Origin of the sequence: Solimonas soli DSM 21787 (assembly GCF_000474945.1) — a bacterium.
GTDB classification, from domain to species: domain Bacteria; phylum Pseudomonadota; class Gammaproteobacteria; order Nevskiales; family Nevskiaceae; genus Solimonas; species Solimonas soli.
The window spans coordinates 179364-196627 of record NZ_AXDW01000004.1; the positions used below are offsets into that span (position 1 = coordinate 179364).

At 70.0% G+C, this 17264-nt stretch carries 21 protein-coding genes; 14 read left to right on the forward strand and 7 right to left on the reverse strand.

Features of this window, described 5'->3' with window-relative positions; translation table 11 throughout:
• Nucleotides 1-21: 21 nt before the first annotated feature.
• The 5 genes from gspK to K344_RS0103510 form a co-directional block, all read right to left on the reverse strand.
• Nucleotides 22-993 carry a type II secretion system minor pseudopilin GspK gene (gene gspK, locus K344_RS0103490; protein WP_084196917.1) on the reverse strand — a complete coding sequence of 324 codons (972 nt, stop codon included), beginning with the start codon at nt 991-993 and terminating at the stop codon, nt 22-24.
• Nucleotides 990-1772, reverse strand: coding sequence for a type II secretion system minor pseudopilin GspJ (gene gspJ / locus K344_RS19960; protein WP_436278825.1), 783 nt, complete (start codon nt 1770-1772; stop codon nt 990-992). Before gspJ ends, gspK begins: the two co-directional genes overlap by 4 nt.
• A 59-nt stretch (nt 1773-1831) precedes the next feature.
• Nucleotides 1832-2236, reverse strand: coding sequence for a type II secretion system minor pseudopilin GspI (gene gspI / locus K344_RS0103500; RefSeq protein ID WP_028079513.1), 405 nt, complete (start codon nt 2234-2236; stop codon nt 1832-1834).
• Nucleotides 2233-2937, reverse strand: coding sequence for a prepilin-type N-terminal cleavage/methylation domain-containing protein (locus K344_RS22760; protein WP_051361839.1), 705 nt, complete (start codon nt 2935-2937; stop codon nt 2233-2235). Before K344_RS22760 ends, gspI begins: the two co-directional genes overlap by 4 nt.
• A 158-nt stretch (nt 2938-3095) precedes the next feature.
• Nucleotides 3096-3707: an NAD(P)-dependent oxidoreductase gene (locus tag K344_RS0103510; protein ID WP_028079514.1), complete on the reverse strand. Its 612-nt coding sequence runs from the start codon at nt 3705-3707 to the stop codon at nt 3096-3098.
• 129 nt (nt 3708-3836) lie between these two features.
• On the opposite strand from K344_RS0103510, the gene K344_RS0103515 reads away from it, so the two are divergent.
• On the forward strand, nt 3837-4763 hold the full coding sequence (locus K344_RS0103515; RefSeq protein WP_028079515.1) for a LysR family transcriptional regulator: 927 nt from the start codon (nt 3837-3839) through the stop codon (nt 4761-4763).
• A gap of 31 nt (nt 4764-4794) precedes the next feature.
• Here K344_RS0103515 and gspG read toward each other — a convergent pair whose 3' ends face one another.
• A complete protein-coding gene (gene gspG / locus K344_RS0103520; protein WP_028079516.1) occupies nt 4795-5265 on the reverse strand; it encodes a type II secretion system major pseudopilin GspG in 471 nt (156 codons plus the stop codon).
• 65 nt (nt 5266-5330) lie between these two features.
• On the opposite strand from gspG, the gene rrtA reads away from it, so the two are divergent.
• The 13 genes from rrtA (at nt 5331) to K344_RS19985 (ending at nt 15818) form a co-directional block, all read left to right on the forward strand.
• Entirely contained in the window at nt 5331-5981 is a 651-nt protein-coding gene (gene rrtA / locus K344_RS19970; protein ID WP_245586097.1) for a rhombosortase, read from the forward strand.
• Nucleotides 5978-6907: an ACP S-malonyltransferase gene (fabD, locus tag K344_RS0103530; RefSeq protein WP_028079517.1), complete on the forward strand. Its 930-nt coding sequence runs from the start codon at nt 5978-5980 to the stop codon at nt 6905-6907. Before rrtA ends, fabD begins: the two co-directional genes overlap by 4 nt.
• A 107-nt stretch (nt 6908-7014) precedes the next feature.
• Nucleotides 7015-7770 (forward strand): 3-oxoacyl-ACP reductase FabG, encoded by a 756-nt coding sequence (fabG, locus tag K344_RS0103535; RefSeq protein ID WP_051361841.1) that lies wholly within the window; start codon nt 7015-7017, stop codon nt 7768-7770.
• Between the two features lie 185 nt (nt 7771-7955).
• On the forward strand, nt 7956-8201 hold the full coding sequence (acpP, locus tag K344_RS0103540) for an acyl carrier protein (protein WP_028079519.1): 246 nt from the start codon (nt 7956-7958) through the stop codon (nt 8199-8201).
• Between the two features lie 36 nt (nt 8202-8237).
• A complete protein-coding gene (fabF, locus tag K344_RS0103545; RefSeq protein WP_028079520.1) occupies nt 8238-9473 on the forward strand; it encodes a beta-ketoacyl-ACP synthase II in 1236 nt (411 codons plus the stop codon).
• A gap of 14 nt (nt 9474-9487) precedes the next feature.
• On the forward strand, nt 9488-10834 hold the full coding sequence (locus tag K344_RS0103550) for an aminodeoxychorismate synthase component I (protein ID WP_028079521.1): 1347 nt from the start codon (nt 9488-9490) through the stop codon (nt 10832-10834).
• Entirely contained in the window at nt 10831-11652 is an 822-nt protein-coding gene (pabC, locus tag K344_RS0103555; protein WP_028079522.1) for an aminodeoxychorismate lyase, read from the forward strand. Before K344_RS0103550 ends, pabC begins: the two co-directional genes overlap by 4 nt.
• A gap of 18 nt (nt 11653-11670) precedes the next feature.
• The gene (gene mltG / locus K344_RS19975) at nt 11671-12771 is read left to right on the forward strand and encodes an endolytic transglycosylase MltG (protein ID WP_051361842.1); all 1101 of its coding nucleotides are present in this window, start codon (nt 11671-11673) and stop codon (nt 12769-12771) included.
• Entirely contained in the window at nt 12768-13418 is a 651-nt protein-coding gene (tmk, locus tag K344_RS0103565) for a dTMP kinase (RefSeq protein ID WP_028079523.1), read from the forward strand. Before mltG ends, tmk begins: the two co-directional genes overlap by 4 nt.
• Complete coding sequence (locus K344_RS19980) at nt 13415-14440, forward strand: DNA polymerase III delta subunit-related protein (RefSeq protein WP_051361843.1); 1026 nt, start codon at nt 13415-13417, stop codon at nt 14438-14440. Before tmk ends, K344_RS19980 begins: the two co-directional genes overlap by 4 nt.
• A gap of 11 nt (nt 14441-14451) precedes the next feature.
• Nucleotides 14452-14760 carry a DUF1272 domain-containing protein gene (locus tag K344_RS0103575; protein WP_028079524.1) on the forward strand — a complete coding sequence of 103 codons (309 nt, stop codon included), beginning with the start codon at nt 14452-14454 and terminating at the stop codon, nt 14758-14760.
• 150 nt (nt 14761-14910) lie between these two features.
• On the forward strand, nt 14911-15273 hold the full coding sequence (locus K344_RS0103580; RefSeq protein ID WP_028079525.1) for a PilZ domain-containing protein: 363 nt from the start codon (nt 14911-14913) through the stop codon (nt 15271-15273).
• Nucleotides 15274-15356: 83 nt separating this feature from the next.
• Nucleotides 15357-15818, forward strand: coding sequence for a c-type cytochrome (locus K344_RS19985; protein WP_084196922.1), 462 nt, complete (start codon nt 15357-15359; stop codon nt 15816-15818).
• 3 nt (nt 15819-15821) lie between these two features.
• On the opposite strand, the gene K344_RS0103590 is transcribed toward K344_RS19985, so the two are convergent.
• Nucleotides 15822-17180, reverse strand: a complete 1359-nt coding sequence (locus K344_RS0103590; RefSeq protein ID WP_028079526.1) for a M20/M25/M40 family metallo-hydrolase — start codon at nt 17178-17180, stop codon at nt 15822-15824.
• Nucleotides 17181-17264 lie beyond the last annotated feature (84 nt).

The following is a 17264-nucleotide window of genomic DNA, read 5'->3' on the forward strand; positions in this document are numbered from 1 at the left end:
GCCTGTTTACGCTGCGGGCGTCTATTCAGTAAAGGTGCTGCGTCCGTAGACCACCGGCGCGGCACTGCCCGCACGGTAGAGGAAACTATACAGTTCGAGCCGTCCGCTGCCTATGTAGGCTTCGACCTGCAATTGGAAGTAGTCGCTCTTGTAGCTGAGCATCGAAGACGGCACGGCACCGGCACCGAGCTGCACGCGCTTGTTGAAATCGCTGATCGACTCCACCGGCTGTTTCAGCCGCTCGGTGACGAACTGCTCCAGCTCAGTGCCGGGCTGCGGCGTCAGCGCCTGCAGCAGCAGCGGCGCCGCGGTGTTGACGTTCAGCGGCGTCAGCTTGGGCAGGGCGCTGAGGTAGGGCGCGAGCTTGCCGTAGATCTCCGGCGTCATGCCGCGCACGCCGAGCAGTTCGCTGACCGATTGCAGCGGACGGTTCGGCACGCGCCGCGGCGGGTCCATGCCGAGATAGTCGGCGTCCTCGGCGCCGCCGCTGCCGGTCGGTTCGCTGTCGGCATCGACGTAGTCACGAATCGCGTCGGCGAGCGCTTCGCCCTGGTAGGCATCGCCGCCGGTGGCGAGCGCGTAGAGGCGCGAGAAGAAGGCCTTCTCGCTCGGATAGCCGGCGACGGTGGCGGTCGTGCCGCCGCTGCCGGCCGCGGTCGCGTTGCTCAGGCCGAGATTGTTGACGTTGTAGCGGCCCTGCAGGTCGATGATCACGCCGCGCAGGCCGCCTTCGTCGACCGGCAGGGCGGCCGGCATCGCCCAGATGTCGCTCAGCGCGTCGTACTTGTTGATCTCCGTGTCGCGCTGCAGGATGGTCTTGACCCAGCTCTCGACGCCGTCGACGTACCACCAGCCGAGCTCGGATTCCTGCAGGTTCTGCGTGCGGTGAATCGCCAGATTGGCGGACGTGAGGATCGCCGCCGCGGCGATCGCCGCGAGCGCGACGACCAGCACGGCGGTGATCAGGGCGATGCCCCGCTGGCGCCGCCTCACTGCGTGTCCCCGTTGGCGGTCGAGCCCTCGCCGCCGTCGCCGGTCGTCGTGCCGTCGTCGACGGTACCGCCGCCGGTGCCGGGCAGCGGCGGCGCGACGCCGGCGCCGGTGTCCGCATCGAGGCCGATGCGGAACAGGAAGCTCAGTTCGCCGAGATCCTTGGTCTTCAGCGTGACCTCGACGCCGGCCGGCGGCGCGACCACGGCGGCCTGCGCGGCGGTCGCGCCGCTGGCCAGCGGCGGCCAGCGCGTCTGCCATTCGCGCTGCTGGTCGAGAAAGCGCCAGCGCAGATCGGTGACGTCGCGCAGCAGCACGACGTCCACCGGCTTGGTGTCCTGCGCGCGGTCGAGCAGGCGCCAGCTCGAACGCAGCAGCGCGCCATCCTCGAGCCGGTAGCCGACCCGCTCCAGCGTCGAGCGCGGCTGCGACAGCGGATTGCGCCAGCCGCCGCGCGTGAACTCGACGGCGGCGTTGTCGGCGCCGCGCAGGCCCGGCTGCTGGTCGCCGTAGTTGTCGCGGATCGGCCGGTTGCGCACCTGCTGGAAATCGTCGCGCAGGCGGATGTAGGCCTTCTGCAGCTCGGCGAGACGCAGCTGCGCGGTCTCGACCGACTTGCGCGTCTTCAGCACGGCGTCGAGGCCGCCGTAGGCGAGCATGGCGAAGATCGCGAAGATGGCGACGACGATGATGATCTCGAGCAGCGTGAAGCCCCGGACAGACTTGCGGCCGCGGGCCGACGTTCGTCCCCCGCCCGCGCAGCGGCACCTCGGCCCCCGCACAGGGGAGAGGGGGGGACCGCTTGCAGGGCAAACGGTGGGGTGGGGGCGGCCGTCGTTCATCATTTGCGCCCCGCGTCGGCGAGGAAGGCGGACAGGTGCGCCAGCGGCGTCTGCTTGTCGAGCGCGCTGGCGGTCGCCTTCGGATCGACGCGGCGCACGCTGAGGTTGACGCGGCGCAGGTGCGGGTCCTGCGTCGCCAGCACCTCGGCGTCCCAGCGCCAGCGCGTGCCGGCCATTTCCACTTCGCCGTTGCTCTTGCCGGCATCCGGCCAGCCGCGCTGCAGCTCCAGCTCGGTCATGCGGTTGTGCGCGACCCACAGCGCCACGGTCTTCTGGCGCAGGTAGGAGGCGTTGTCGGTATAGCGCGCCATGCCGGCGATGATCGCGCCCATGGCGATCGCCACCACGGCGACCGCCGCGAGCATCTCGATCAGCGTGAAGCCGCGCGCCGCGCGTGCGCTCATTTGCCGCCTCCGAGTACGCCGAGCTTGCTGCGCCCGAGGTTGTCGATTTCCAGCCGGTAGACGTCGGCGACGCCGGGCGCGGCGACGTCGACACTGATCGCCGTCGCTTCGCCGCTCGACAGGAACATGGCCTGCGGCTTCAGCGCCTTGCTGTTCTTGTCGTCGTCCTGCTTGTCCTTGTCGTCCATCTTTTTGCCGGCCTCGTTCGCCGACAGGGTCGCGCCGGCGACGCCGGCGACCGGCTGCGCCGCGCTGTCCTTCTGCTGCGCCTTTTCGGCATCGGCCATCGCCGCCTTGCCGGCCGCGATCAGATCGGCGAGCGGCGTCGGCGGCACCAGCCGGCCCTCGACGCGCAGGCTGAGGGTGATCGGTTCCTTGACTTCGCGCGGGCGCAGCGCGCCGTCCGGGATCGGCACCCAGCGGCCGTTCGGGCCGATGGTGACGAAGGCGTAGCCCTGGTCGGTGTAGACGAAGCCGATCTCGGCGCCGTGCATCTCGGCGTCTTCGCCGGCCATCGCGAACAGCTGCTGCAGGCGCCGCGCCTCGCTTTCGAGACGATCGGTCAGCGCGCGGTTGCCGATCGACAGCGTCGCGAAGGTGACGAGGATGCCGACGATGACGATGACGACGAGGACTTCGATCAGCGTGAAGCCACGCGCCGGCGGGCGAAGCGGTGCGCGGGAGCGGGGCGGCGGGATCATGCCCGGTCTTGGAGCGGCGAGCGGAGGTCGAAGTTCAGTATGCCGGCCCGGCGCGTCGCCGCGCGTCCCGCACACGGGGGAAGGACGACAGTGTAGCGTGCCGCTGCGCGAAACGACGGGCAGCCGCGCGCCGCCGTCGCCGATGCCGCCCCTCGACCTCAATAGGCGACGCTGAAGCGCTGCCGCGAGTGTTGCGGCCGCTCGATCTCGTCGGCCATGGCGATCGCGTAGTCCTCCATCGAGATGCGGCTGTTGCCCTGCGCGTCGAGCAGCAGGCGGTCGCCGCCGATGCGGAAACGGCCGCTGCGTTCGCCCGGCTCGAACAGCGCCGCCGGCGAGAGAAAAGTCCAGTCGATGTCGACGACGCCGCGCAGCGCATCGAGGAAATCGCGGCCGGCCAGCGCCTCGGGCTTGTAGGCGGCCGGGAAGTCCGGCGTATCGACCAGCGCGACGCCCGGCGCGACTTCCAGGCTGCCGGCGCCGCCGACGACCAGCAGGCGACCGACGCCGGCCTTGCGCAGCGCCGCGAGCAGCGGCGCCGGCGCGGTGCTGGCGAAGCGGCCGGCGCTGATCACGACGTCGTGACCGGCGATCAGCGTGGCCAGCGCGTCGGCGTCGTTGGCGTCGCCGCGGACCACGTTCAGGCCGGCCGGCGCCGCAATGCCCGCCGTGTTGCGCGCGATGCCGGTCAGGCGATGGCCGCGCCGCAGCAGTTCCTGGGCGAGACGCGAGCCGACGCGGCCGCTGATGCCGATGATGGCGATGTTCATGGTGATGCTCCCGTTGAGGCGTTGCGGGCCAGCGCCCGATGCCTGGCACCTTAGGCCCTCACGCTGTTTCGATAAATGCTCTAATCAAAGAATATTTGTTGCAGGATTCGCGCAAAAGGAACGACCGACATGGATCGGCTGAAAGCCGCGCAGGTCTTCGTGGAAGTGGTCGAGCGTGGCAGCCTGACCGCCGCCGCCGAGCGGCTCGACATGTCGCGCGCCATGGTCACGCGCGGGCTGGCGGCGATGGAGCGCTGGGCGGGCGCGCGGCTCCTGCATCGCAGCACGCGACGCCTCGGCCTGACGCCGGCCGGCGAGCAGACGCTCGCGCGCTGCCGCGCGCTGCTCGACGCCGCCGACGGCATCGAGGCCGAGCGCGCGGCGCAGGACGCGACGCCGCGCGGCCTGCTGCGCCTCAGCTGCAGCTCGGCGTTCGGCTATGACCTGCTGGCGCCGGCGATCGCCGGATTCCTGGCGCGCCATCCGCAGATGGCGATCGACGTGCAGATCGTCAACCGCATCGTCAATCTCATCGAGGAGCGCATCGATCTGGCGCTGCGCATCACCGACGCGCCGGACGACGCGCTGATCGCGCGCCGACTCGCGCCGTGCCGCTCGGTGGTTTGCGCGGCGCCGGCCTATCTCGCGCGCCATGGCCTGCCGCGACGCGCCGAGGATCTCGTCCGGCACAACTGCCTGACGTATTCATACTTCGGAAAAAACCTCTGGCGGTTCGAGCGCAGGGGCCGCGCCGTCGAGGTGCCGGTCGCCGGCAATCTCAGCAGCAACGAGACGGCGGTCCTGCTCGAGGCGGCGCTCTGCGGCGCCGGCGTCGTCATGCAGCCGAGCTTCGCCGTCGCCGAACACCTGCGCGCCGGCCGTCTCGTCGCCCTGCTGCCGGCGGAGCCGCCGAAACCTCTGCACCTGTACGCCGTGTATGCCACGCGCCGCCACATGCCGGCGGGCCTGCGTGCCTTGCTCGATTTTCTCGCCGAGCGCTATGCCGATGCGCCCTGGGACGCGGCGCTGAAGCCGCGCACGAAAAAGCCCGCCTGACGGCGGGCTCGGTGCGAAGCGGCGCGGCAGCTCAGCTGCCGAGATCCCAGTTGCCGATGTCGGCGTCGGTGCCTTCGCCGCCCGGCTTGCCGTCGCGGCCGTAGGAGAAGATGTCGATCTCGCCCTTGGTGCCCGGCGACAGATACTGGTACGGATTGCCCCAGGGATCCTTGGGCAGCGACTTCACGTAGCCGCCGACCTTGTAGTTCTTCGGCTCCGGATCGCCGCCCGGCTTGTTGACCAGCGCGTCGAGGCCCTGCTGCGTCGACGGATAGTTGAAGTTGTCGAGCTTGTAGAGGTTGAGCGCCGACTCGATCATGCGGATGTCCTGCTTGGCCTTGACCACGCGGGCTTCGTCAGGACGATCCATGATGCGCGGCACCACCACCGCGGCGAGAATGCCGAGGATGACGACCACGACCATGATCTCGATCAGGGTGAAGCCGCTTTGGCGGGCGTTTTGATGAGCGCCCTGACGGCGGCGCGCGCGGAATGCATTCATTGGAGATAATGTCGGCTGTTATAGAGAGGCGATGCGCCTTTCCCCCGATGATAACAAAGTCGATCGTGCGCTCCCGCGACGTCTGCTTGTGGCCGCTGCTGCTGGTACTGCTGATGATCGTTGCCGAGCTGTTCGGCGACGCCGGCCGCGCCGCGCTCGAATACGAGCGCTCGCTGATCGCGCAGGGCCAGTGGTGGCGTCTGCTGACCGGCAGCCTCGTGCACCTGGGCTGGTATCATCTGATGCTCAACGCGATCGGCATCGGCGTGCTCGTGCTGCTCTGCCCGCAGGCGCTGCCGCCGCGGATCTGGCTGCGCCGGCTGGCACTGCTCGCGCTGGGCATGAGCCTGTGCCTCTACGCCTTCGTGCCGAACCTGCAGACCTACGTCGGCATGTCCGGCGTGATCCATGGCCTGTTCGTGCTCGGCCTGGTGCCGCAGCTGTTGCGCCGCGCCCCGGACGGACATCCATACGACCGGCGAGACCGCATCATCGCCGGGCTGTGCCTGGCGTACCTGCTCGGCAAGCTCGGCTGGGAACTGGTCACCGGCACGCCGGTTTCGGACGAGGCCGCGATCGGCGGCCATGTCGTCACCGAGTCGCATCTGTACGGCTCGCTCAGCGCTTTCGTTTACGGCCTTGTGTTTGGCAGCTTCAGCGGGCGCGAAGCCCGTTCCGCTTCACCCCAACCACTACCGCAGGAATCGATCAAATGAGTTACGCGATGCTGTTTCCCGGCCAGGGCTCGCAGGCCGTCGGCATGCTGTCCGGTCTCGACGATGCGCGTGTGCGCTCGACCTTCGACGAGGCCTCGCAGGCGCTCGGCTGGGATCTCGCCGGGCTGGTCGCCGCCGGTCCGGCGGAAGCGCTGAACCAGACCGCGCGCACGCAGCCGGCGCTGCTCGCGGCGGGCATCGCGGTGTGGCGCCTCTGGCAGGCGCAGAACCCGCCGGCGCCGGCCGCGCTGGCCGGGCACAGCCTCGGCGAATACACGGCGCTGGTCGCCGCCGGCAGTCTCGATTTCGGCGAGGCGCTGCGCCTGGTCGAGCTGCGCGGCAAGCTGATGCAGGCGGCGGTGCCGGAGGGCGTCGGCGGCATGGCGGCCGTGGTCGGCCTCGACGATGCGGCGGTCGAGGCTTTTTGCGCGAAGTACGAGGGCGCGGGCGTGCTCGAGCCGGCCAACTACAACGCGCCGGGCCAGGTCGTGGTCGCCGGCAACGTGCCGGCGCTCGAATGGCTGGAGCGCGAAGGCAAGGCCCACGGCGCGCGCATGATCGTGCGCCTGCCGATGTCGGTGCCCTCGCATTGCTCGCTGATGCGCGGCGCCGCTGACAAGCTCGCCGAGCGCCTCGCCGCGATGCGCGTTAACAAGCCTGCAATCCCGGTGCGCCACAATCTCGATGGCGCCGCGCGCGATGACGCGGACAGCATTCGCGCGGCGCTGCATCAGCAGCTGTTCAAGCCGGTGCGCTGGGCGACGACCATCGCGCAGCTCAAGGGCGAGGGCGTGGGCAGCTTCGTCGAGTGCGGACCGGGCAAGGTGCTGGTCGGCCTCAACAAGCGCATCGCCAAGGACGCGGCGTCTTTTGCGCTCGAGGATCGCGAGGGCTTCGACAAGGCCGTGGCCGCTGTCAAGGCTTGACGCAGGCGGCGGGCGGCCGGCTAAATGCGCGCCGCCAGCCAATCGATATAAAGTGTTGCGGTGCAGCAACAGGGTCTGAACCGTGACCAACTCGACTCCTACATCCGATGACTGAATCCGTTCGTGCTGCCGGCGCCGAGGGTGCGTCGCGCGAGGTAGCCTTGATTACCGGCGCCAGCCGTGGCATCGGCCAGGCCATCGCGCTGCGCCTCGCCCGCGATGGCGCCAAGGTCTACGGCACCGCCACCAGCGAAGCCGGCGCCGCCAAGATCAGCGAGACGCTCGCGCCTTACGGCGGCGAGGGGCGCGTGCTCGACGTGCGCGATCCGGCGGCGATCGAAGCGCTGCTCGACTCGATCGGCACGCCGGCCATCCTCGTCAACAACGCCGGCGTCACGCGCGACACGCTGATGCTGCGCATGAAGGACGAAGACTGGGATCAGGTGATCCAGACCGATCTCACCTCGGTGTTCCGCCTGTCGCGCGCCGTGCTGCGCGGCATGATGAAGGCGCGCTACGGCCGCATCGTCAGCATCGGCTCGGTGGTCGGCAGCATGGGCAATCCGGGCCAGGCGAATTACTGCGCGGCCAAGGCCGGCCTGATCGGCTTCTCGAAGTCGCTGGCGCAGGAAATCGGCTCGCGCGGCATCACCGTCAACGTGGTCGCGCCGGGCTTCATCGACACCGACATGACCAAGGCGCTCAGCGACGACGTGCGCAAGGGCCTCATGGACCGCGTGCCGGTGCAGCGCCTCGGCACGCCGGACGACATCGCCGCCGCCGTCGCCTATCTCGTCTCGCGCGAGGCGGGCTACGTGACCGGCACGACGCTGCACGTCAATGGCGGTCTCTACATGGATTGATGGTGCGGCGGCGTGCGAAGGTGCCTACGGCATCCGCGCATACGCCCGCGTATGTTTCCCGATGTGCGCCGCAGCGGAACAAGGCACTGAATTTGCGTAGTTTTGCCGCGGCTGTGTCCCTCACGGCGTTTGTCTACAATACGCCGGCTTCACATATCGACAACAGTGGTCCCCAGGAGTAATGCATGAGTACGTTGGAAGAGAAGGTCAAGAAGATCATCGCTGAGCAGCTGTCGGTCAGCGAAGATCAGATCACGCCGGAGGCCTCGTTCGTCGAAGACCTCGGTGCCGACTCTCTGGACACCGTCGAGCTCGTGATGGCGCTCGAAGAAGAGTTTGAAATCGACATCCCGGACGAAGAAGCCGAGAAGATCGTGACGTTCAACGACGTGCTGACCTACATCAAGGCGCACGCTCCGCAGCAGGGCTGATCGCACCGCCAATCCCCCGACAATCAGGAATTGCTGATGAGCCGTAGGCGCGTTGTCGTCACCGGCCTGGGCATCGTGTCCCCTGTGGGCAACGATGTCGCCACGGCCTGGAGCAACATCATCGCGGGGAAATCCGGTATCGGGCCGATCACGTACTACGACGTGTCGGCCTATACCACCCGGTTCGGTGGCATGATCAAGGACTTCAAGGCCGGCGACTGGCTCGGCGTGAAGGAGGTCAAGCGCACCGACCCGTTCATTCACTACGGCGTGGCGGCGGCCAAGCAGGCCATCCGCGACGCCGGCATCGAAGTCACCGACGACAACCGCGAGCGCATCGGCATCTGCGTGGGCTCGGGCATCGGTGGCATCGGCAGCATCGAGGAGGAGTGCCGCGCGCTCCACAACGGCGGTCCGAAGAAGGTCTCGCCATTCTTCGTGCCGAGCTCGATCATCAACATGATCTCGGGCTACATCTCCATCGATCTCGGCATCACCGGGCCGAACATCGCCACCGTCACCGCCTGCACGACGGCGACGCATGCGATCGGTGTCGGTGCGCGCCTGATCCAGGCCGGCGACGCCGACGTCTTCATCGTCGGTGCCGGCGAGGCCGGTTCGGCACCCGCGGGCCTGGCCGGTTTCTGCCAGGCGCGTGCGCTGTCGACGCGCAATGACGATCCGGAACGCGCCAGCCGTCCCTGGGACAAGGACCGCGACGGCTTCGTGCTCGGCGATGGCGCCGGCGTGCTGATCATCGAAGACCTCGAGCACGCGAAGAAGCGCGGCGCGAAGATCTACGCCGAGCTCATCGGCTTCGGCATGTCCGGCGACGCCTTCCACATCACGCTGCCCGGCAACGGCGGCGCGCGCCGCGCCATGCAGAACACGCTGCGCGATGCGGCGATCAATCCGGACCAGGTCGACTACGTCAACGCGCACGGCACCTCGACGCCGGCTGGCGACGTCGGCGAGTCGAACGCGATCAAGGAAGTGTTCGGCGAGCACGCCTACAAGCTGTCGGTCAGCTCGACGAAGTCGATGACCGGCCATCTGCTCGGCGCCGCCGGCGGCATCGAGGCGATCTTCTCTGTGCTGGCGCTGCGCGACCAGATCGTGCCGCCGACGATCAATCTCGACAATCCGGACGAAGGCTGCGATCTCGACTACACCGCGCACAAGGCCAAGGAGCGCAAGCTCGAGATCGTCATCTCGAACTCCTTCGGCTTCGGCGGCACCAACGGCTGCGTCGCGTTCAAGCGGTTCAGCTGAGTTTCACCGCCGCGATGCGGCGCGCGGACCTTCATGAAGCCGTGGACCTGCTGGCCTTGCACCGCCGGCAGCCGCGGCTTTTTCCCTTCCTGCTGCAGAGCGTGGCGGCGCATGCGCAGTCCGGCCGCTGGGATCTGCTGCTGGCGTTTCCGCAGGAGGCGCTGAGCCTGCGCGGCGGCCGTCTCGACGGGCCCGATGCCGACGGTACCGGCGATTTCTTCGCCGCCCTCGATCGCTGGGTCGCGCGCGAAACGCGCGGCGAGGCCGGCGCCGCGGCGGACGAGCTGCCGTTCGGCGGCGGCTGGTTTCTCTATCTCGGCTACGAAGCGGCGCAGCACGTCGAGCCGCGCCTGCGTCTGCCGCCGTCGCCGTTCGCATTGCCCGACGCGCTCGCCGTGCGCTGCCCGGCGGCGCTCATTCACGATCGCGAGCGCGCTCGCTTCATCGCCGTCGCCGAAAGCGAGGCGCAGCTGCGTGAACTCTGCGCGCTCGCCGTCGCCGCGCCGCCGGCGGCGGCGCGCGCCGTGCGGGCCAGCGAGATCGTCGAGGAAGATCCGCAGCGCTATCGCGACGGCGTGCGCCGCGTGCTCGACTATCTGCAGGCGGGTGACGCCTTCCAGGTCAATCTGTCACGCCGCTGGGACGCCCGTGTCGATGCCGCGCTCGATCCGGCCGACCTGTATGCCGCGCTGCAGCGGCGCAATCCGGCGCCGTTCGCCGGCCTGATGCGCTGGGGCGAGGCGGCGGTGATCAGTTCGTCGCCGGAGCGGCTCCTGAGCATCGACGCCGGCCTCGCGCAGACGCGGCCGATCGCCGGCACGCGGCGGCGCGGTGCGGATGCCGAGGAGGACGCGCGGCTGAAGAGCGTGCTGCGCGAGAACCTCAAGGAGCGTGCCGAGCACGTCATGCTGCTCGATCTCGAGCGCAACGATCTCGGCCGCGTCTGCGTGCCGGGCACGATCGAGGTCAACGAGCTGATGACGCTCGAAAGCTATGCGCACGTGCACCACATCGTCTCCAACGTGCGCGGCCGCCTGCGCGAGGGCATCGGCCCCGGCGCGGCGCTGAAGGCGGTGTTTCCCGGCGGCACGATCACCGGCTGCCCGAAGGTGCGCGTGATGGAAGTGATCGCCGAGCTCGAAGGCGAGGGCCGCGGCCCCTACACCGGCGCGATCGGCTATCTGTCGCGCGACGGCCGGCTCGACACCAACATCCTGATCCGCACCATGGTCTGGCAGCCGGGCCTGGTCTCCTTTCGCGCCGGCGCCGGCATCGTCGCCGATTCGCAGCCGGACGCGGAGCTGCAGGAAACGCGGGCCAAGGCGCGCGGCCTGCTGCTGGCGCTGGGAGCCGAGGCTTGAGCGTCGTCGCGCTGATCGACGGCGAAGCGGGCGACGCGCTGGCCGTCGACAATCGCGGCCTCGCCTATGGCGACGGCGTGTTCCGCACCCTGCTGGTCGCCGACGGCGTGGCACTGCACGTCGACGATCATCTCGCCGCGCTGCGCGCCGATGCGGCGCGCCTCGCGCTGGATCCGCCGGACGCGGACGCGCTGCGCCGCGACACCGCCGCGCTCGCCGCCGGCCAGTCGCGCGCGGTCGTCAAATGGCTGCTCGTGCGCCGCAGCGCCGGCCGCGGCTATGCGGCGAGCACCGGCGCCGCGACGCGCATCGTCCTGCGCACGGCGGCGCCGCGCCATCCGGCAACGCACTGGACGCAGGGCGTCGTCGCGCGCCTGGCGGCGCTGCGGCTCGGCGAGCAGCCGGCGCTCGCCGGCATCAAGCATCTGAACCGCCTCGAACAGGTGCTCGCGGCCCGCGAGCTGGGCGCGGGCGTCGACGAACTGCTGATGTGCGATCATCGCGATCGCCTGGTCGGCGGCCTGCGCAGCAATCTGTTCTGGGTGCGCGAGGGTCGCCTGTTGACGCCGGCGCTGACGCGCTGCGGCGTTGCCGGCACGATGCGCGGCCGCGTGCTGCGGCTCGCCGCCGGACTCGGCGTGCCGCTGGACGAGGTCGAGGCGGATGCCGCCGCGCTGGCGCAGGCCGACGAGGCCTTCGTCACCAACGCGCTGATCGGCATCTGGCCCCTGCGCCGCCTCGACGCGACCGCGCTTCCCGCGCCGGGCGCGCTGACGCGCCGCCTGCAGCGGGAATTGCGGCATCCTTTGCTGACCTAGAGAAAGAACACTCACGACATGCGCCTGTTCCGCTTCCTCGGCCGCCTCCTGCTGCTGCTCGCGCTGCTCGCCGGCGGCCTGGTGTTCGACGGCTACCGGCAGCTGCACGAGCCGCTGCGCGTCGACGGCTGGCAGACGATCGAGATCGCGCAGGGCGAGACGCTGGCCGGCGTGCTCGCCGACATGCAGACGCGGCAGTGGCTGCCGAGCGCGCGCGCCGCCTTCTATCTGCGGCTCTACGTGCGCTGGCGGGCGCTCGGCGCGCGCATCCGCACCGGCGAGTACGGGCTCGACCAGAACCAGACGCTGCTCGACGCGCTGGAGCTGTTCATGTCCGGGCGCACCATCGTCCACGAACTGCGCATCGTCGAGGGCTGGACCTTCGCGCAGGCCCTGCAGGCGATCCGCGCCAATGACATGATCCGTCAGACGCTCGCTGCCGATGCAACGGCGGACGCGATCATGGCGGCGATCGGCGCGCCCGGCATCGCCGCCGAAGGTCGCTTCTTTCCCGACACCTATCGCTTTCCGAAGAACAGCACGGACGTGGCCTTGCTGCGCCAGGCCTACGCGGCGATGCAGAAGACGCTCGCCGCCGAATGGGAGCAGCGCGCGCCCGACCTGCCGTATGCCTCGCCCGACGACGCGCTGATCATGGCCTCGATCGTCGAGAAGGAGACCGGCGTGCCCGCCGAGCGCGCGCAGATCGCCGGAGTGTTCGTGCGGCGTCTGCAGCTCGGCATGCGCCTGCAGACCGATCCGACGATCATCTACGGTCTCGGCAGCGCCTTCGACGGCAATCTGCGCCGCCTCGACCTGACCACCGACGGCCCGTACAACAGCTACACGCGCGCCGGACTGCCGCCGACGCCGATCGCGCTGCCGGGCCGCGCGGCGATCCACGCCGCCTTGCATCCGGACGACGGCAAGGCGCTATTCTTCGTCTCGAGACGCGACGGCACGCATCAGTTCTCGGAGACGCTGGAACAACACGATGCGGCGGTGCGCCAGTATCAATTGCCGGCGCAGCCGCGGCAGGACGCCAGGCCGGACGTGAACCCCGAAGCGAATTCGAAACCAGCCAGCCCGTCGCGCAAGAAAAAGCAGCAAGGCCCATGACGACACGCGGACGCTTCATCACGCTCGAAGGCGGCGAGGGCGCCGGCAAGTCGACGCAGGCGCGCTACATCCGCGATTGGCTCGAAGCGCGCGGCCGCCAGGTGCTGCTGACGCGCGAGCCCGGCGGTTCGCCGCTGGCCGAAGCGATCCGCCATCTCGTGCTCGGCGACTGGGCCGAAGGCATCGCGCCGTCGACCGAAACGCTGCTGATGTTCGCGGCGCGCGCCGCGCACTGGAACACCACCATCAAGCCGGCGCTCGCCGCCGGCCGCGACGTGGTCAGCGACCGCTTCGTCGATTCGAGCTACGCCTACCAGGGCGGCCGCAAGGGCATCACCGAGCGCCGGCTGCGCATGCTGGAGCGCATGGTGCTCGGCAAGCGCAAGCCCGATGTCACGCTGCTGTTCGACATCGACCCCGAGCTCGGCCTGCGCCGCACGCAGGAGCGCGGCGACGACAACAACCGTTTCGAGCAGGAAGCCCTGGACTTCCAGCGCCGGGTGCGCGAAATCTTCCTGGCGCGCGCGCAGGCCGAGCCGGAGCGCTTCGTGGTGATCGACGCGTCGCGCGAACCGGAAGCGGTGAGCGCCGCGGTCGCCGAGGCGCTGGCCGCGCGTCTCGGCTTCGTCGGGCCGCCGTCCGCATGAAAGGCACGGCGTTCTGGCGCCCGCTGCCCTGGCAGCAGGACCTGTGGCTCGAGCAGACTTCGCTGATCCTGCAACAGCGCCTGCCGCACGCGCTGCTGATGATCGGCGGCGCCGGCATCGGCAAGCGCTGGTTCGCGCGTGCGCTGATCGCCTTCGCGCTGTGCGAGCAGCGCAGCGGCTACGCCTGCGGCCAGTGCCGCAGCTGTGTGCAGCTCGGCGCCGGCACGCACCCGAACGCCAGCGTGGTCGGCGTCGACGGCCATCTCGGTCTCGCGCCGACCGCCGATGGCCATGCCGAGCAGGGTCTCGTGCACTGGGAGCCGGACGAGGATCGCAAGCGTCGCGACATCACGATCGACGCGGCGCGCAGCCTGATCGGCACGCTCGGCCTCGCCAGCCATTACGGCAGCGATCGCTACGCGCTGATCGAGCCGGCCGACCTGCTCAACGCGAGCAGCGCCAATGCGCTGCTGAAGACCATCGAAGAGCCGCCGGCCGGCACGCATCTCGTGCTCGTCACCGAGCGCCCGCAGGCGCTGCTGCCGACGCTGCGCAGCCGCTGCCAGCGCCTGCGCTTTGCCGCGCCCGACGAAGCGGCGGCGCGCGCCTGGATGGCGGAGCAGGGCGTGCGCGACGACGACGCGCTGCGTCTCGCGCTCGGCGCGCCGCTGCGCGCGCTCGAGCTCGCGCGAGGCGACGGCATCGCCCTGCGCCGGCAGTGGGCGGACCTGTGGAGCGCGGTCGGCAGCGGCCGCAAGGATCCGCTGACGGCGGCGGCGGCGATCGACAAGGACAGCGTCGGCGAGCATCTGCAATGGGCGCAGCAGTGGCTGACCGAGCAGCTGCGCGCCCAGCTCGGCGCGCCGCTGCCGCGCCGCGAATCGATCGCGCAGATGATGCAGGACGTCTTCGATGCGCAGCGCCGCGCCGCCGGCAACGCGCAGCCGCAGCTGCTGATGGAATCGCTGTTCGTGCGCTGGCTGCGCCTGAGCCGCGCCGCGCCGCCGGTCGCCACGCGTTGAAGGAGGAGACGATGCTCGAACTGCGGCCCGTCTGTGAACACTGCGCCAGGGCGCTGCCGCCGGACGCCACCGACGCGCGCATCTGCAGCTTCGAATGCACCTTCTGCGCCGACTGCGTCGAGCGGGTCCTGAAGAACGTCTGCCCGAATTGCGGCGGCGGCTTCGCGCCGCGGCCGGTGCGTCCGGCGCAGGATCGCCGCAAGGGCAATTTCCTCGGCCGCTATCCGGCCGCCACCCGGCCGCTGCATCGGCCCGTCGACCCCGCCGCGCACGCGGCGCTGCTCGCCGAAGTCGGCGCGATACCGCCCGAGCGGCGCTGAGCTTAAGATGCGGGTCTCGAGCGACCGGATCGCCTTCTGCATGCCCCTGACCGACTCCCATACCGCTTGCGTGCTGCCGCGCCGGCATCGGCTCCCGAGTCCGGGATGCCCCTGCTGCGCACGGCAATCCTTCACGCGGTTGACGGCGTCATGAGCACGCCTCCGCGCGTCGGCGGCGCACCGCCCGGCATCCTGACCCTGCACATCAAGGACAAGTCGGCGCTCTACGTCGCCTATATGCCGTTCGTGAAGAATGGCGGCCTGTTCATCCCGACCAACAAGGATTACCGCCTCGGCGACGAGGTCTTCATGCTGCTCACGCTCATGGAGAATCCGGAACGCCTGCCGGTCGCCGGCAAGGTCGTCTGGGTGACGCCGAAGGGCGCGCAGAACAAGCGCGTGCAGGGCATCGGCGTGCAGTTCAGCGCCCAGGATGGCGGCGCCACGCAGAAGAAGATCGAAGGCCTGCTGGCCGGCGCGCTGGGCGCCGACCGGCCGACGCACACGATGTAAGGCTTTGCTCCGGCGCCCGCCGCATCGCGCGACCGTCTGGCCCCGTATTTGCGGAGCGGACTTCGTTCGATGGAGGTTCCGCGATGCGTTTTTCCATGTGGCCGGTCCTCGGCCTGTGCCTGGCGCTGCTGCCGTGCGCCGGTCGCGCCGATGACGGACAGGCGTCCTACCTGAAGCGTTGCGCGCCCTGCCACCAGGCGGACGGGCAGGGCGTCGTCGGGCATTTCCCGCCGCTGACCGGCATGAGCGGCTGGCTCGCCAGCGAGGCCGGCCGCGCCTACGTCACGCGCATCGTCATGCAGGGCTATGCGGGGCCGATCCGCGTGCAGGGCCAGCCGTATCAGGGCCTCATGCTGACCTATCGCGGGCGGATGAAGGACGAGGAGTTCGTCAGCATCCTGCGCTACGTGGCCGAAACGCTGAACACGCCCGCCCACGGCTACCGGCCGATCGATCTGCCGCTGGTCGCCGCCGCCCGCGCCGCTTCGGTGACGATGGACGACGACGAAACGGCCGACCTGCGCGAGGCGCTGCCGGAGCGCTGAAGCTCAGAATCGCCCGGCCGCGCCGGCAAACACCACGGGACTCTCGAAGCCCTCCGCCGAGACGCTGCTGACGCCGAAGAACTGGTCGTCGACGACCACGTTCTGCAGCACGAGGCTCGTGGCCTTGCCGTCGGCGTCGCGGCTGTGCTGCCACTGCGCGGCCGTGGTGTCGCGCCACCAGACGCGATACGCGGCGGCGCCCGGCACGGCGTTCCACTTCACGGTCGTGTCCGCGCGCAGGGCGCCCTCGACGTCGACGCCGTCCGGCGGCGCCGGCGCCCAGGCCATCTGCGCCATGGTGATGGCGTTGAGGCGCGTGACCCTGGCGAGGTAGGCGAAGTCGACGCCATCGATCGTGTCGCCGTAGCGCACACCGTTTTCGCTGCGCAGGTCCTGGTGCTGGCGCGCGTAGTTCTCGTGCGCCTCGGTGACGCGCACGGCCGGGTAGCCCGCTTCGAGAAACGGCACCTCGTCGCCGCCGCGGCCGTAGCGATCGGTGCGGTAGACCATGCGCACCGTGAAGTTCGGCAGATAGCGCTCGGCGAGCGCGGCCATGTAGCGCGCGACATTGCGCGACGGCGAATCGACCTCGCCGCCGTGGTAGCGGCGGTACTTCGCCTCGTCGAGCGTCTCCAGGCTGCGGGTGCCCTCGGAGAAGACACGCACGACGTCGGTCTCGCGCGTGCCGTCCTGGCCTTCGCTGTTGCCGACGATGTCGTTGTTGAGATCGGCCTGCACCTGCCAGCCCTGTGCCCTGGCGTAGCCGGCGAGCACCTTGGCGCCGTACAGGCCCTGTTCCTCGCCGGACAGCGCGGCATAGACCAGGGTGGCGCGGAAGCGGTATTTCGACAGCACGCGGGCGGCTTCGATGACGGCCGCCACGCCGGAAGCGTCGTCGTTGGCGCCCGGCGCGTCGCTGGTCGCGTCCATGACGTCGCTGACGCGCGAATCGAGATGACCGGAGATGACGATGACGCGCTGCGGATCGTCGCTGCCGCGCTGGACGGCGACCACATCGACGACGGCGGTCGGCTGCGCCATGCGCGCGCCGGTGAACGTCTGCGCCGGCGTGACGACGCTGAGGCAGCCGTCGCAGTCGGCGCCGATCGCCGCGAAACGCGCCTGCACCCAGCGCCGCGCCGCGCCGATGCCGCGGCTTTCCGATTGCGTGTCGGACAGGGTGTGGCGCGTGCCGAAAGCGACCAGCGCCTCGATCGTCGCGCGCAACTGCGCGGCATCGACGCGATCGGCGATGGCGAACAGCGCCGCCGGCGCCGGCGGCGCGTCCGGCGAACGGTTCCTGGTGGCGGCCGCCGCCGCGAAGGCGAGGGTGATCAGCGACAGCGCAGCGATCCAGCGCATCATGAGCGGGCTCCGGCACCTCGGGACGCCGCTACGATCGCCGCTCGCGCGGCGCGCCGCAACGCGGGAAATCCCGGTCTTTGC

What these genes read in the sequence shown, in the direction of transcription:
- acpP (WP_028079519.1), top strand. Translation starts at nt 7,956, where the DNA reads ATGAGTACGTTGGAAGAGAAGGTCAAGAAGATCATCGCTGAGCAGCTG.
- tmk (WP_028079523.1), top strand. Translation starts at nt 12,768, where the DNA reads ATGACGACACGCGGACGCTTCATCACGCTCGAAGGCGGCGAGGGCGCC.
- K344_RS0103575 (WP_028079524.1), top strand. Translation starts at nt 14,452, where the DNA reads ATGCTCGAACTGCGGCCCGTCTGTGAACACTGCGCCAGGGCGCTGCCG.
- K344_RS0103515 (WP_028079515.1), top strand. Translation starts at nt 3,837, where the DNA reads ATGGATCGGCTGAAAGCCGCGCAGGTCTTCGTGGAAGTGGTCGAGCGT.
- gspI (WP_028079513.1), bottom strand. Translation starts at nt 2,236, where the DNA reads ATGAGCGCACGCGCGGCGCGCGGCTTCACGCTGATCGAGATGCTCGCG.
- K344_RS19985 (WP_084196922.1), top strand. Translation starts at nt 15,357, where the DNA reads ATGCGTTTTTCCATGTGGCCGGTCCTCGGCCTGTGCCTGGCGCTGCTG.
- mltG (WP_051361842.1), top strand. Translation starts at nt 11,671, where the DNA reads ATGCGCCTGTTCCGCTTCCTCGGCCGCCTCCTGCTGCTGCTCGCGCTG.
- K344_RS0103510 (WP_028079514.1), bottom strand. Translation starts at nt 3,707, where the DNA reads ATGAACATCGCCATCATCGGCATCAGCGGCCGCGTCGGCTCGCGTCTC.
- K344_RS0103550 (WP_028079521.1), top strand. Translation starts at nt 9,488, where the DNA reads ATGCGGCGCGCGGACCTTCATGAAGCCGTGGACCTGCTGGCCTTGCAC.
- fabD (WP_028079517.1), top strand. Translation starts at nt 5,978, where the DNA reads ATGAGTTACGCGATGCTGTTTCCCGGCCAGGGCTCGCAGGCCGTCGGC.
- K344_RS22760 (WP_051361839.1), bottom strand. Translation starts at nt 2,937, where the DNA reads ATGATCCCGCCGCCCCGCTCCCGCGCACCGCTTCGCCCGCCGGCGCGT.
- fabG (WP_051361841.1), top strand. Translation starts at nt 7,015, where the DNA reads ATGACTGAATCCGTTCGTGCTGCCGGCGCCGAGGGTGCGTCGCGCGAG.
- fabF (WP_028079520.1), top strand. Translation starts at nt 8,238, where the DNA reads ATGAGCCGTAGGCGCGTTGTCGTCACCGGCCTGGGCATCGTGTCCCCT.
- gspG (WP_028079516.1), bottom strand. Translation starts at nt 5,265, where the DNA reads ATGAATGCATTCCGCGCGCGCCGCCGTCAGGGCGCTCATCAAAACGCC.
- K344_RS19980 (WP_051361843.1), top strand. Translation starts at nt 13,415, where the DNA reads ATGAAAGGCACGGCGTTCTGGCGCCCGCTGCCCTGGCAGCAGGACCTG.
- K344_RS0103590 (WP_028079526.1), bottom strand. Translation starts at nt 17,180, where the DNA reads ATGCGCTGGATCGCTGCGCTGTCGCTGATCACCCTCGCCTTCGCGGCG.
- K344_RS0103580 (WP_028079525.1), top strand. Translation starts at nt 14,911, where the DNA reads ATGAGCACGCCTCCGCGCGTCGGCGGCGCACCGCCCGGCATCCTGACC.